Below are 11,768 nucleotides of genomic sequence, written 5' to 3'. Positions count from 1 at the left end.
TACCGGTATGTCCAGTGCCGGATCAATATACGCCCGGCTTTTCCCGGTTCGCAAGGGGGTGGGCAACAATTGGTTTTACCGGTCTGACCAGTTGTAATGCAGTGCGGGCGTATTACCAAGTGCGCGAACCATTTTGTCGCGTATTTGCTATGGCTCCGACAAGGCCTGATCGACTGCGGCGATCAGTTTGCTCAAGTCTTTGCGGGGGGCTTTGTGGATGACGCCGAACAGGTAGGCGCGTTGCTGGTCTTCGCTGTCGAGGTCGGTGAAAAAGGCGGTGAGCTGGACGCCCAGGATGCGGGCAAAAACGAACAGGGCTTCGACGCTGGGGGTATAGGTGCCGGTCTCAAAGCGGCTGATCGTCTTGGGGTCGAATCCGGCTTTCTCCCCCAGCTCAGCCTGGGTGAGCCCGGCGACCTTGCGATAGCGTCGGATGGCTGACCCCAAACTTGAAATTTCCATCGCTCAATTCCCTTTTAGAATCAAGAACTTAACGACAAAATATTTTAAAGGACAACCTCGCATGCCATCACCTTGCATTGCAAAAGGTGATGCATTTCGTAGAATTTGCAGCCTGGACAGGTTTTCCCGCAGCGGGTCTCGCAGAGAACAACCCGAGTTTTTCCTGCGGCTCATGGAGCTTTATCGTGCGTCTCGACTTGCCAATTACTGCCGTGGATCAGACATTTCCGAGGCGGCACCATGGATGAAACCTACCGCACGGCGGTGGATGCCGCTGCGATCTTTTCCGAGACCGACCTCGACGGCCGCATCACTTACGTGAACGACCAGTTCTGTGCGATCTCCGGCTACAGCCGCGAGGAGTTGCTCGGGGCCGACCATCGCATGCTCAACTCAGGCCAGCACGAGCCGCAGGTGTTCCGTGAAATGTGGCACGCCCTGACGTCCGGCCAGGTATGGAAGGGTGAGCTGTGTAATCGAGCAAAGGACGGTTCGCTGTATTGGGTCGACAGCACCATCGTGCCGCTGTTCGACCGTGACACAGGCCGGGTGCGCAAATACGCTTCGATCCGCTTCGACGTGACCCACAAGCGCCAGTTGCTGCACACCCTGCAATGGCGGGTCGGTCATGACATGCTCACCGGCCTGCCCAATCGCTCCTGCCTTGGCGAGCTGCTCGACGAGGTGCTGCAACGCGCCCGCGCGACAAAGACCCGGCTGGCGGTGTGCATGCTCGACCTGGACGGCTTCAAGGCGGTCAACGATGGCTACGGGCATGACAGCGGCGACCTGCTGCTGGTAGAGGTGGCGCGGCGCCTGAAGCGCTTCCTCGGTGCCGGCGATGCGGTGGCGAGGCTGTCCGGCGACGAGTTCGTGATGATCCTCGGCGACCTCCAGGGGCCACCCTGCCTGCAGGACACCCTTGAACGGGTGCTGCGGGCGATCGCCGTGCCCTACGTCATCCGCGGACGCTCCATCAGCGTCAGTGCCAGTATTGGCGTGACCCAGTTTCCCAGCGACAACGACGATGCCGACACCCTGCTGCGCCATGCCGACCAGGCCATGTACCTGGCCAAGCAGCGTGGGCGCAATCGCTATCACCTGTTCGACGTGTCGCTGGACAAGGAGGTCAAGGCCACCCACCAGACCGTCGAGCAGGTGCGCCATGCCCTGCACCATGGTGATCTGTCGCTGTACTACCAGCCCAAGGTCAACATGCGCAGCGGCGCGGTGGTGGGTTTCGAGGCGCTGCTGCGCTGGAACCACCCGGTCCGCGGCGTGGTGCCGCCGGGGGATTTCCTGCCGCTGGTGGAGCGCACCGACCTGATCGTCGATATCGGCGAATGGGTGATCGACCGCGCCCTGGCACAAATGGAGCAGTGGCAGGCCATCGGTTGCCGCTGGCCGGTGAGCGTGAATATCGCTGCGCGGCATTTCCAGCGCTCCGACTTCGTCAACCGCCTGCAACGCCTGCTGGCCAGGCATGAGTCGGTGGCGCCGGAGATGCTCGATCTGGAGATCGTCGAGTCGGTGGCCATCGAGAATATCCAGCGGGTCAGCGATTGTCTGGAAGCCTGCCAGCGCCTTGGCGTGCGCTTTTCGCTGGATGATTTCGGCACCGGGTATTCATCGCTGAGCTACCTCAAGCGGCTGCCGACGCAAACCATGAAGATCGACAAGTCGTTTATTCAGGACATTCTGCATGACCAGGATGACCTTGCCCTGACCCGTGCGGTGATCGGTCTGGCCCAGGCGTTCGACCGCCAGGTGATCGCCGAGGGCGTGGAGACCGTGGCCCATGGCGAGCTGCTGATGGAGTTGGGTTGCGATGTCGCCCAGGGCTACGGCATCTCGCGGCCGATGCCGGCGGGGCAGGTGGTGGAGTGGGTGGAGCAGTTCCAGCAACCCAGGGAATGGCGGGTGAAGGCTCTAGGGGTGTTGTGATGCTGATGGCCCTATCGCTGGCAAGCCAGCGATAGGGCCGGTACAGACACCACAAAATCTAGAGCTGTGGCGCAGTATTCTTTACCACCGCCAGTTCCGGATGCGCCACCAGCTTGTCGATATGCAGCTCGTCATTGTTCATCCAGGTCTCGGTGAGCACCCGGTAGTGCTCCATGTCGCGGCAGCGCATGCGCAGGCTGTAGTCGAAATGCCCGCTGATCAACTGGCACTCGAACACCTGCGGACACGCCCGTACACAAGCCTCGAAGGCCTTCTGCGCCGATCTGCCGCTCTGGTTCGACAACGCCACCAGGACCAGCAGCGACAACCCCGGCGAGACCATCTGCACATCGATGATCGCCCCGTAGCCGCGGATCACCCCGCGTCGCTCCAGTTTGCGCACCCGCTCCAGGCACGGCCTGGGGGTCAGGTGCACCAGTGACGAGAGCTTCTCGTAGGTGATGCGCCCGTTATGCCGCAGCACGTCGATGATCGCTTCGTCGATGCGGTCCAGCGGCGGCGTGGCGTGGGAGGAGTTGGCCTTGGTATCCATGGTGGCGATGTTTCACTTCAAGCGGTTGGAAAGGAATTGCTGCAGGCGCTCGCTCTGCGGCTGGTCGAGAATGCTCGCGCTTCCTTGTTCCTCGACCAGTCCCTGATGCAGGAACAGCACCTGGCTGGACACCTTGCGGGCAAAGCCCATCTCGTGGGTGACCATGAGCATGGTACGACCTTCCTCGGCCAGCGTCTGTATGACCTTGAGGACTTCTCCTACAAGCTCTGGGTCAAGCGCCGACGTCGGCTCATCGAACAGGATGATCTCCGGCTCCATCGCCAGGGCCCGGGCGATGGCCACCCGCTGCTGCTGGCCGCCGGAGAGGAACGCCGGGTATTGGTCCGCGGCCCGAGCCGGCAGGCCGACCTTGTCCAGATAGGTGCGCGCCCGCGCCTCGGCTTCCTGCTGGCTCACGCCGAGCACCCGGCGCGGCGCCAGTGTGATGTTCTCGAGCACGGTCATGTGGCTCCACAGGTTGAAGTGCTGGAACACCATGGACAGCCGCGTGCGCAGGTTCTGCAACTGCGCGGGGTGCGGGCCGCGGCCTTGGCGCAGTTCGATGGTCTGGTCGTCGAGGGTGATGGTGCCGGCCTCCGGCTGCTCGAGGAAGTTGATGCAGCGCAGGAAGGTGCTCTTGCCCGAGCCGCTGGCGCCGATCAGGCTGATCACGTCGCCCTTGCGCGCCTGTAGCGAGACGCCCTTGAGCACCTCGTGGTCGCCGTAGCGCTTGTGCAGGGAGTCCACCGTCAGCTTGATCGCGGCGCTGTTGACTGCGGCCTGCGGCTGCGCGGAGAAGGTTGGTTGGATCGACAAGGCGTGTGCGGAAGTGGTCATGGGTCAGCCTCGGGAAGGAACGAGAAAACGCATCCAGCGTCGTTCGGCCAGGCGGAACAGCCCGACCAGCGCGAAGGACAGCAGCATGTACAGGAGTGCGGCGATACCGAAGGCCTGGAAGGTCAGGAAGGTCGCGGCGTTGGCGTCGCGGGCCACCTTGAGCACATCGGCGATGGTCGCGGTGAAGGCCAGCGAGGTGGCGTGCAGCATCAGGATCAGTTCGTTGCTGTAGGCCGGCAGCGAACGGCGCAGCGCCGCCGGCAGGATCACGAACAGATTCAGCTTCCAGCCATGCAGGCCATAGGCCTGGGCCGCCTCGACCTCGCCATGGGGAATGTTGCGGATCGCCCCGGCGAAGATCTCCACGGTGTAGGCGCAGGTGTTGAGCACGAAGGCCAGCAGGGTGCAGTTCAGCGCGTTGCGGAAGAAGCGGTCGAGCATCTCGTGATCGCGCACCACTTCCAGGCCGTAGAGGCCGGTGTAGCAGATCAGCAACTGGATATAGAGCGGCGTGCCGCGGAACAGATAGGTGTAGAACTCCACCGGCCAGCGCAGCCAGGGCTTGCGCGATACCCGCGCCAAGGCCAGGGGCAGCGAAAGGAAGAACCCGACCACCATGGTCACCACGAACAGCCACAGGGTCATGGCCAGCCCGGACAGGCCGGCGCCGTCGTGGTAGAGGTAGGCCAGGCCGTATTCCTGGATCAGTTCGATCATGATGTCAGCCCCTTGATGCCGGTGTTGAAGCGCCGCTCAAGACGCTTGAACAGGCGGTTGGACAGGGTCGTGATGAGCAGATAGACCAGCCCGGCGATAATCAGGAAGTACAGGACGTTGTTGGTGCTCTTGCCGGCGTTCTGCGCGGCTTTCACCAGATCGGCGAGACCGATGATCGATACCAGCGCGGTGGACTTGAGCAGCACCAGCCAGTTGTTGCCCAGCCCCGGGAGGGCGAAGCGCATGAGTTGCGGGAACAGCACCAGGCGAAAGCGCTGCAGGCGGCTCAGGCCATAGGCGGTGGCCGCTTCCAGTTGCCCGGCGGGCACGCTGAGGATGGCACCGCGGAAGTTCTCGGTGAAGTAGGCGCCGTAGATGAAGCCGAGGGTCAGCACGCCGGCGGCGAACGGATCGATCTCGAAGTAGCCCCAGCCCACCCACTCGGTGAAGTCGTTGAGCCAGATCTGGAAGGTGTAGAAGATCAGCAGGATCAGTACCAGGTCGGGGACGCTGCGGATCAGTGTGGTGTAGAGGGTGGCGGGCAGTCGCAGCAGGCGGACCGGCGAGAGCTTGGCGCTGGCGCCGATCAGGCCCAGCAGCAGGCTCAAGGCCAGGGACAGCAGCGCCAGCTTCACGGTCATCCAGGCGCCTTGCGCCAACAACGGGCCGAAGCCCTGCAGGCTGAGGGCCTGCAAGCCGACAGAGTGAAGGAAGTCGTTCACGGGAAAATCTCGATGGGTGCGCGCGGGCTCACCGACCAGGCCAAGGGCCCGGCCGGCGCGCGGCGGGGTTACTCGTTGTAGATATCCAGGTCGCCGACATATTTCTGCTGGATCTTCTGGAAGGTGCCATCGGCCAGCACCGCCGCGATGCCCTTGTTCAGCAGGGCCTTGAGTTCCTCATCGTTCTTGCGCACACCCATGGCGATGTCCAGCGGCAGGGTCGGGTCCTTGATCGCCGGGCCGCTCTGGAAGTCGGCGCCTTCGGGCTTGGTGAGGAAGTTGAGCTGGGCTTCGAGCTTGTCGGTGACGGTGGCGTCGAGGCGGCCGTTCATCAGGTCGGCGTAGTTCTGGTCCTGGGCCTGGTAGGCCTTTACCTGGGCGCCCAGCGGCGCCAGCTTGGCGCGGGCGTAGGCTTCCTGCAGCGAGCCCTGCAGCACGCCGACGGTCTTGCCCTTGAGGGATTCGGGGGTCTCGCCGAAGTCGGCGCCCTTGCGCACGATCACCGAGGTCGGGCTGAGGAACAGGCGGTCACTGAAGTCGATCTGCTTCAGGCGTGCCGGAGTGACGGCCATGGACGACATGATGGCGTCGAACTTGCGCGCCCGCAGGGCCGGGATCATGCCGTCGAATTCGTTGTGCACCCAGGTGCATTTGACTTCCAGCTTGGCGCAGATAGCGTTGCCCAGTTCGATGTCGAAGCCTTGCAGGCTGCCATCGGCGGCGACGGATTCGAAGGGGGGATATTCGGGGAAGACGCCAAAGCGGATTTCTTTCCATTCCTGGGCCTGGGCCGCGCTGGCGCAGAGGGGCAGGAGCAGGACGCCGAGCAGTTTTCGCAGCGAAGTCATAGATAAGGTCCCTGTGTTTTGTAGTTGGAAATAGGGCAGTGAAACGCTTCGTGGATTTGAGCCTTGTGAGCTTCTGGTGACTCTTCGGTCGGGGCTCAGGATGCGCGATGACGGTGGTTTTTTTGTGTCGTTCGGGCTGCTGCCGGCTACCGGAATATGCTGTTCCCAGAGCCTTGGCAGCCGATTCGGCTGGGGCACCTCCTGTTTTGGCTTTGCAACAGCGTTTTCCGATCCGCCGCGGGCTTGCCGCGACGGATTCGGTCGGGTCAGGCTCGCTTCTTTTCGACTGCGCAAACCGCTGGTCGAAGCAGGGCGTAGAGGTCTTTCGGGTCGTCCAGGTCCGGTACCAGGGCGATCTCGCTGCCGACCTCCAGGGTCTTGGCCACGTCCAGCACATAGCGCAGCGCCGAGTAGTCCTCGATGGCGAAGCCGACGGAGTCGAACAGAGTGACCTGCTCGGCGGATTCGCGACCTTCGATCTCGCCGTTCACCAGTTGCCAGAACTCGGTCACCGGCGAGTCGGCCGGCATCTGCTGGATCTCGCCTTCGATGCGGCTCTGCGGTTCGTACTCGACGATCACCCGTGCGCGCTCGACGATGTCGCGGTGCAGTTCGGTCTTGCCCGGGCAGTCGCCGCCCACGGCATTGAGGTGCATGCCCGGTTCGATCATTTCCGGGGTGAGGATGGTGGCATTGGCCTTGTCGGCGGTGACCGTGGTGACGATATCGGCGCCGCGCACCGCGTCCGCCACCGACACGGCTTTGACCAGACGGATGCCCGGGTAGCTGGCGAGGTTGGCGGCCAGCTTGGCGGTAGCTTGCGGGTCGAGGTCGTACAGGCGGATCTCCTCGATGCCGAGCAGTGCATGGAAGGCGATGGCCTGGAACTCGCTCTGCGAGCCGTTGCCGATCAGCGCCATGCTGCGGCTGTCCGGGCGTGCCAGGTAGCGCGCGGCCAGGGCGGAGGTGGCGGCGGTGCGGATCGCAGTGGTCAGGGTCATTTCGCTGAGCAGCAGCGGCTTGCCGGTGTCGACATCACCCAGGGCGCCGAAGGCCATCACGGTGAGCATGCCGTGGCGGGTGTTCTTCGGGTGGCCGTTGACGTACTTGAAGGCGTAGAGGTTGGCGTCGGATGCCGGCATAAGCTCGATCACACCATCCGGCGAGTGGTTGGCCACCCGTGCGCATTTCTCGAAGTCGTGCCAGCGCAGGTAGTCCTGGCGGATGTACTCGGCCATTTCTTCCAGGCAAGTGGTCAGGCCTTTGCGGGCGACCAGGTGGCTGAGGTCGGTCACGTCGATATAGCGGGTCATGATGGCTTCCTTCTTCGGTTTCAGTTGCGAGCGGGCAGGTGCACTTCGGCGAGCATGCAGCGCGCGCTGCCTCCGCCAATGCGTTCGATATGGTCGATGTTCACCACCACCGGGTGGCTGTGGCGCTCGGCCTGGCGACGTTGCTCAGGGCTGAGCGAGGTCCAGGCGCTGCGTGACATCACCAGCAGCGGCTGGCCTTGCTTGTCATGGACTTCGAGCATGTTGCCGGCGAAGCCTTCGAGCTGGTCGAAGTCCAGGGCGAGGATGTCCTTGCCGGTGTCGCGCAGGCTGCGTTCCAGGGTGTAGCGCTCGGCGGCGTTGGGCAGGGCGTCGAGGCAGACCACGGAAAGCTCGCGGCCGACGCTCATCATCACGTTGCTGTGGTAGATCGGTGCCTGGTGGCGGTCCACGGCGTGGAACACGCAGAGGCGGTAGTCCAGGCGCTCGGCGAAGGCGCGCAGGGCCTCGCCGTGGGTGCGTCCGGAATGGCAGGCATAGCTGATGCGGTGCTCGCGGTCGAGGACCATGCTGCCGGTGCCTTCGAGGAAGATTTCCTGTTGCTCCAGCGGGCTGAGGTCGATGGTGTCGCGGATGGCGAAGCGCTCGTCGAGTACCCGCAACACGCCCTTGTCCCGCTCCAGACGGCGGTTCTGGCCTTCCATCGGATACAGCACCAGACTGCCGTCAGCGTGGCTGCTCCACCAGTTGTTGGGGAAGATCGAGTCGGGGGTGTGGGGTGCCGGGGTGTCCTGCACCACCAGGACTTCGACGCCGTGCTGGCGCAGGGTGTCGACGTAGCCGTCGAACTCCTCCAGCGCTTTCTGCTGCGCGGTTTCGGCATCCAGCACGGGCTTCTGGAAGCGGTTGTTGAGGGCGGTGTCCGGGTTGAAGGCGAACCGCGCCGGGCGGATCATCAGGACCGTATTTGTTGTTTGCATCGGGGCACGCATCCGGGGTTGGCGATGCGTTCATTGTCCTCCCGATGCCGGCGCAATCCCGGCTGAAGCACATGGGGCGCCCAGCCGGGAAAGCTGAAACCGGTGATTTAACAGCCGAATCGGCTGCGCGCCTTCAATCGCTGATTCGTGCCAGCTCCCGGGCCAGTTGCAGGGCAGTGCGGGCGCTGTGTTCGCCGGCGACCAGGTGGGTGAAGGGAATGTCGATCATGCGGTTCTCGCGCACCGCGCGCAGGTGCGACAGGGCCGGGTGCTCGCGCAGGTAGTCACGCTTGGCGCTGGCCGGGGACCAGACTGCGTCGGCCAGAAGGAGTACGTCCGGGTCCTGGCGGAGCAGGGTTTCGGCGTCCACCGTGACCCGGTGCAGGGCGATATCGGCGAAGAGGTTGCGTCCGCCGGCCACTGCGATCAGTTCGGTGACGAAGCCGCGGCTGCCTTCGCTGTCCAGGCCCTGGGTCTGGTTGTCCAGGTAGAAGACCTGCAGCGGCTTGTGCCTGGAGGCGAGAGCTCGGGTCTGTTGCAGGTCCTCGCGCTGGCGGGCGATCAGTGCTTCGGCGCGGGCCTGGCGGCCGAGCAGGGCGCCGAGGGTGCGCAGGTCGTGTTCGATGGCGGCGAAGCCGGAGGCGGGCGGGATGGCGCAGGCGTCTTCCAGCAGGTAGCTGGCGATGCCCAGGCGACTCAGGTCGTGGCGCGAACCGACGCCGTCACGAAAGGCGCTGGCGAAGCCGCCGACCACCAGGTCGAAGCGTCCGGCGTAGAAGACTTCCTGAGAGGGGTATTTGCGCGATAGCAGGGGGACGCCGCGGTAGCGGTTTTCCTTCAGGGCGTCGGCGTCGTCATCTATATAGCTGACGGCGGCCAGGGCGGGGCCTGCCCCCAGGGCCAGCAACAGGTCGGCGGCGTGCTGGTTGAGGGCCAGGATGCGTTGTGGCGCCGGGGTCTTGAGCGTCCAGGTTTCGCCGCAATTCGGGTAGTCGAAGGCCTGGGCGCAGGAGCAGGCCAGCAGCAACAGCCACGTCAGGTGCTTCATTGGCGGTCTCCGTTGAGCAGCAGGTCCTGGACCGGGCGACCGTCCACCAGGTGTTCACGGACCAGGCGTCGGGCATCGTCGTGACTGGCGATGCGGTACCAGCAACGGTCCGGGTAGACCGTCGCCACCGGGCCGAGGTTGCAGGGGAACTGGCAGTGGGTACGGGTCAACAGGACGCCGTTGGCGGTTTCCATGCGTTGTGCGGTCAGCAGTTCGCTGCGCACCGTCTTCCAGACTTTCAGGGCGCCGCGCAGGGTACAGCGCGGGCCGGTGCAGAGCATGACGTGGCGGGCGTGGTCGGGGATGTGCGACCACTCGGGGTTGCAGGGGATGTCTTGTTCGTTCATGGACTGTCCTTCGAAATCCGTCGACCCGACGCGGACCTTGGAGCGGGTCCGTGTCGGTCACACAGCGGCCTAGAAGCTGTAGGTGTACCGCGCTTCTGCTGTGAACGGCCGCCCCAGGTTGCTCACCCGCGGCGAGCTGGAATCCATGCTGGTGGTGTAGTCACGGTCCAGCAGGTTCTCCAGCAGCAGGCTCAGGCGGTGCTGGCGCTGGCCGTCCAGGTAGCGGTAGGCATCAGCATCGACCACGGTGTAGTGGCCATAGTCGATATCCCGCGGGCTGATCACGCTGCCGATGTAGCGCACCGCGGCACCGGCACCCCACATGCGGTCGGCGGACTCGTAGCCGACCCGGCTGCGGGCGAAGTAATGCGGGATGTTGTTGATGGTCGCGCCGTTGCGCGACTCGGTGAGGTTGCGGGTCATGTCCGCCTGCACCTGCCAGCGGTCGCTGAGCTGCACCTGGCCGTTGAGTTCGAAGCCGCGCACGGTGATCTCGCCGTCGCCGTTGACCCACTGGCTGTCGACGAGGGTGATCAGGTCTTCGATGCGCCGATGGAAGAGCGTGCCGCTGACGCTGTACGGCTGGCCGTTGGCCAGGTTGCTGTAGTCCAGGCCCAGCTCCGCATTGCGGCTTTTCTCGGCCTTGAGGTTCGGGTTGCCCATCTCGTCGCCCGGCTCGTTGACGTACAGTTGCTCGGCGTTCGGCAGCTTGTAGGCCGAACCGAACTGGCCGCGCAGCTTGAGGTTGTCGGTGAGGTCGTAGAGCGAGGTGAACATGCCCACGGTGGCACTGTCGCCGCCGCTCAGGTGCTCGCGGCGTACGCCGATGCTCGGGTGCCAGTCGGGCAGGGCGGTGATCTCGGGGCGCAGTTGCACATACAGGGCGTGGGCTTCGGCCTGGTTCTGGTCGATCTTCAGGACATCGTCCTTGCCCTTGTAGAACTGGTTGTCGGTACCGAACACCAGGGTGTGGTTGCCGGGCAGCACCGCCGTGCCTTCGGCCTGCACGCCCCAGTCGCTGAAGCCCCAGTAGTCGTTGTGGTTGACCACCCGGGTGCTGCCGTCGGTGTTGTTGTAGACCCGGTTGTAGTTGGTGTCCCAGTCGTTCATGTGGCCCTTGACGAAGTAGCTGAAGTCTTCGTTCAGGTGCTGCTGGAAGGTCGCCGTGGCGATCTGCTGGACCCGGTCGTTGGTGGTGTTGCGGTTGGAGGTCGGGCGCAGGAAGTCGAGGCTGGCGGCGCTGTACTGGTAGAACAGTTCCAGGCGGCTGGTATCGCCGAAGCTCTGCGCGGCCTTGGCGCCGAAGGTGTTGACCTCGTAGCTGCGCTTGCGGTCGCTCACCGTCGCGGCGATGTCGCTGCTGCGGTACGGCTGGTAGCCCTCGGAAATGTTGTGGCTGACATAGGCGAGCAGGCCGAGGTCGCCGAAGCTGTTGCTGAAGATCCGTTCGATGCGTGCATCGCCATTGCGCCCGGCGAAGCTGTCGACCCCCAGGTTGACCTGGCCGGAGGCATCGCGGGACTGGGCGTTGCGGGTGACGATATTGATCACTCCGGACACCGCCTGGGTGCCGAACAGCAGGCTCTGGCCGCCCTTGAGCACTTCGATGCGCTCGATCGCTGCGGCGGGGAGGGTGTCGATGTAGATGCCGCCGTAGAGGCGGTTGTTCAGGCGTACGCCGTCGAGGAGGATCAGGGTGTCGTCGTTGCGCCCGCCCAGCAGCGAATAGGTGCCGTAGTCGAACGGGCCCTGCTTGGGCGCGACGTACAGGCCGGGGACGAACATCTGCAGGACACGGGTGATGTCGGCGCTGGGGCCGGCGCGCTCGATCTGCTCGCGCTCCACCACCTCCACCTTGCTGCCGTAGCGGGCCATCTGCCCGATGGTGTTGGATTCCACCGGCGGCGCCGAGACGATCTGCTGGGCGAGGGTGAGTGCGTCGGCGGCGTGGAGTGCCGCAGGGCTGCCAAGCAGGCAACCGAGAACCGCGCGCGCGATTGGAGTGAAGGATGTGTTGCTCATTGACTTCTCGAAAGTAA

12 protein-coding genes are annotated in these 11,768 nt (G+C 64.3%); 1 reads left to right on the top strand and 11 read right to left on the bottom strand.

Features of this window, described 5'->3' with window-relative positions; genetic code table 11:
- Nucleotides 1-147: 147 nt before the first annotated feature.
- Nucleotides 148-462 carry a helix-turn-helix domain-containing protein gene (locus tag AC5QPF_RS21650; protein ID WP_330074279.1) on the bottom strand — a complete coding sequence of 105 codons (315 nt, stop codon included), beginning with the start codon at nucleotides 460-462 and terminating at the stop codon, nucleotides 148-150.
- Nucleotides 463-702: 240 nt separating this feature from the next.
- Between AC5QPF_RS21650 and AC5QPF_RS21645 the strand changes: the two genes are divergently transcribed.
- Nucleotides 703-2,406 carry an EAL domain-containing protein gene (locus AC5QPF_RS21645; RefSeq protein ID WP_494959815.1) on the top strand — a complete coding sequence of 568 codons (1,704 nt, stop codon included), beginning with the start codon at nucleotides 703-705 and terminating at the stop codon, nucleotides 2,404-2,406.
- A gap of 58 nt (nucleotides 2,407-2,464) precedes the next feature.
- On the opposite strand, the gene AC5QPF_RS21640 is transcribed toward AC5QPF_RS21645, so the two are convergent.
- From AC5QPF_RS21640 to AC5QPF_RS21595, 10 genes are all read right to left on the bottom strand, one after another.
- Nucleotides 2,465-2,959 (bottom strand): Lrp/AsnC family transcriptional regulator, encoded by a 495-nt coding sequence (locus tag AC5QPF_RS21640; protein ID WP_330074281.1) that lies wholly within the window; start codon nucleotides 2,957-2,959, stop codon nucleotides 2,465-2,467.
- A 12-nt stretch (nucleotides 2,960-2,971) separates the two neighbouring features.
- A complete protein-coding gene (locus tag AC5QPF_RS21635; RefSeq protein WP_494959814.1) occupies nucleotides 2,972-3,796 on the bottom strand; it encodes an ATP-binding cassette domain-containing protein in 825 nt (274 codons plus the stop codon).
- A gap of 3 nt (nucleotides 3,797-3,799) precedes the next feature.
- Complete coding sequence (locus AC5QPF_RS21630; RefSeq protein WP_494959813.1) at nucleotides 3,800-4,513, bottom strand: histidine ABC transporter permease HisM; 714 nt, start codon at nucleotides 4,511-4,513, stop codon at nucleotides 3,800-3,802.
- Nucleotides 4,510-5,235 (bottom strand): ABC transporter permease subunit, encoded by a 726-nt coding sequence (locus tag AC5QPF_RS21625; protein WP_494959812.1) that lies wholly within the window; start codon nucleotides 5,233-5,235, stop codon nucleotides 4,510-4,512. Before AC5QPF_RS21625 ends, AC5QPF_RS21630 begins: the two co-directional genes overlap by 4 nt.
- 68 nt (nucleotides 5,236-5,303) lie before the next feature.
- The gene (locus AC5QPF_RS21620; RefSeq protein WP_494959811.1) at nucleotides 5,304-6,083 is read right to left on the bottom strand and encodes a transporter substrate-binding domain-containing protein; all 780 of its coding nucleotides are present in this window, start codon (nucleotides 6,081-6,083) and stop codon (nucleotides 5,304-5,306) included.
- A gap of 266 nt (nucleotides 6,084-6,349) precedes the next feature.
- Nucleotides 6,350-7,396: an ornithine cyclodeaminase gene (ocd, locus tag AC5QPF_RS21615; protein ID WP_494959810.1), complete on the bottom strand. Its 1,047-nt coding sequence runs from the start codon at nucleotides 7,394-7,396 to the stop codon at nucleotides 6,350-6,352.
- A 20-nt stretch (nucleotides 7,397-7,416) separates the two neighbouring features.
- Nucleotides 7,417-8,334, bottom strand: a complete 918-nt coding sequence (gene ctlX / locus AC5QPF_RS21610) for a citrulline utilization hydrolase CtlX (protein WP_494959809.1) — start codon at nucleotides 8,332-8,334, stop codon at nucleotides 7,417-7,419.
- 133 nt (nucleotides 8,335-8,467) lie between these two features.
- Nucleotides 8,468-9,382, bottom strand: a complete 915-nt coding sequence (locus AC5QPF_RS21605) for an ABC transporter substrate-binding protein (RefSeq protein WP_494959808.1) — start codon at nucleotides 9,380-9,382, stop codon at nucleotides 8,468-8,470.
- Nucleotides 9,379-9,729 (bottom strand): NAD(P)H-dependent oxidoreductase subunit E, encoded by a 351-nt coding sequence (locus AC5QPF_RS21600; RefSeq protein ID WP_494959807.1) that lies wholly within the window; start codon nucleotides 9,727-9,729, stop codon nucleotides 9,379-9,381. Before AC5QPF_RS21600 ends, AC5QPF_RS21605 begins: the two co-directional genes overlap by 4 nt.
- Before the next feature lie 69 nt (nucleotides 9,730-9,798).
- Nucleotides 9,799-11,751 (bottom strand): TonB-dependent receptor domain-containing protein, encoded by a 1,953-nt coding sequence (locus tag AC5QPF_RS21595; protein WP_494959806.1) that lies wholly within the window; start codon nucleotides 11,749-11,751, stop codon nucleotides 9,799-9,801.
- Nucleotides 11,752-11,768: the final 17 nt, after the last annotated feature.

Source organism: Pseudomonas sp. Con_6, assembly GCF_059379395.1.
The sequence above is the reverse complement of the archived record's forward strand: the minus strand, read 5'-3'. Positions and strand labels throughout refer to the sequence as shown.

Coding starts and splice junctions, on each gene's coding strand:
- ctlX (WP_494959809.1), bottom strand. CDS start 8,334: ATGCAAACAACAAATACGGTCCTGATGATCCGCCCGGCGCGGTTCGCC.
- AC5QPF_RS21605 (WP_494959808.1), bottom strand. CDS start 9,382: ATGAAGCACCTGACGTGGCTGTTGCTGCTGGCCTGCTCCTGCGCCCAG.
- AC5QPF_RS21630 (WP_494959813.1), bottom strand. CDS start 4,513: ATGATCGAACTGATCCAGGAATACGGCCTGGCCTACCTCTACCACGAC.
- AC5QPF_RS21650 (WP_330074279.1), bottom strand. CDS start 462: ATGGAAATTTCAAGTTTGGGGTCAGCCATCCGACGCTATCGCAAGGTC.
- AC5QPF_RS21645 (WP_494959815.1), top strand. CDS start 703: ATGGATGAAACCTACCGCACGGCGGTGGATGCCGCTGCGATCTTTTCC.
- AC5QPF_RS21600 (WP_494959807.1), bottom strand. CDS start 9,729: ATGAACGAACAAGACATCCCCTGCAACCCCGAGTGGTCGCACATCCCC.
- AC5QPF_RS21635 (WP_494959814.1), bottom strand. CDS start 3,796: ATGACCACTTCCGCACACGCCTTGTCGATCCAACCAACCTTCTCCGCG.
- ocd (WP_494959810.1), bottom strand. CDS start 7,396: ATGACCCGCTATATCGACGTGACCGACCTCAGCCACCTGGTCGCCCGC.
- AC5QPF_RS21595 (WP_494959806.1), bottom strand. CDS start 11,751: ATGAGCAACACATCCTTCACTCCAATCGCGCGCGCGGTTCTCGGTTGC.
- AC5QPF_RS21640 (WP_330074281.1), bottom strand. CDS start 2,959: ATGGATACCAAGGCCAACTCCTCCCACGCCACGCCGCCGCTGGACCGC.
- AC5QPF_RS21620 (WP_494959811.1), bottom strand. CDS start 6,083: ATGACTTCGCTGCGAAAACTGCTCGGCGTCCTGCTCCTGCCCCTCTGC.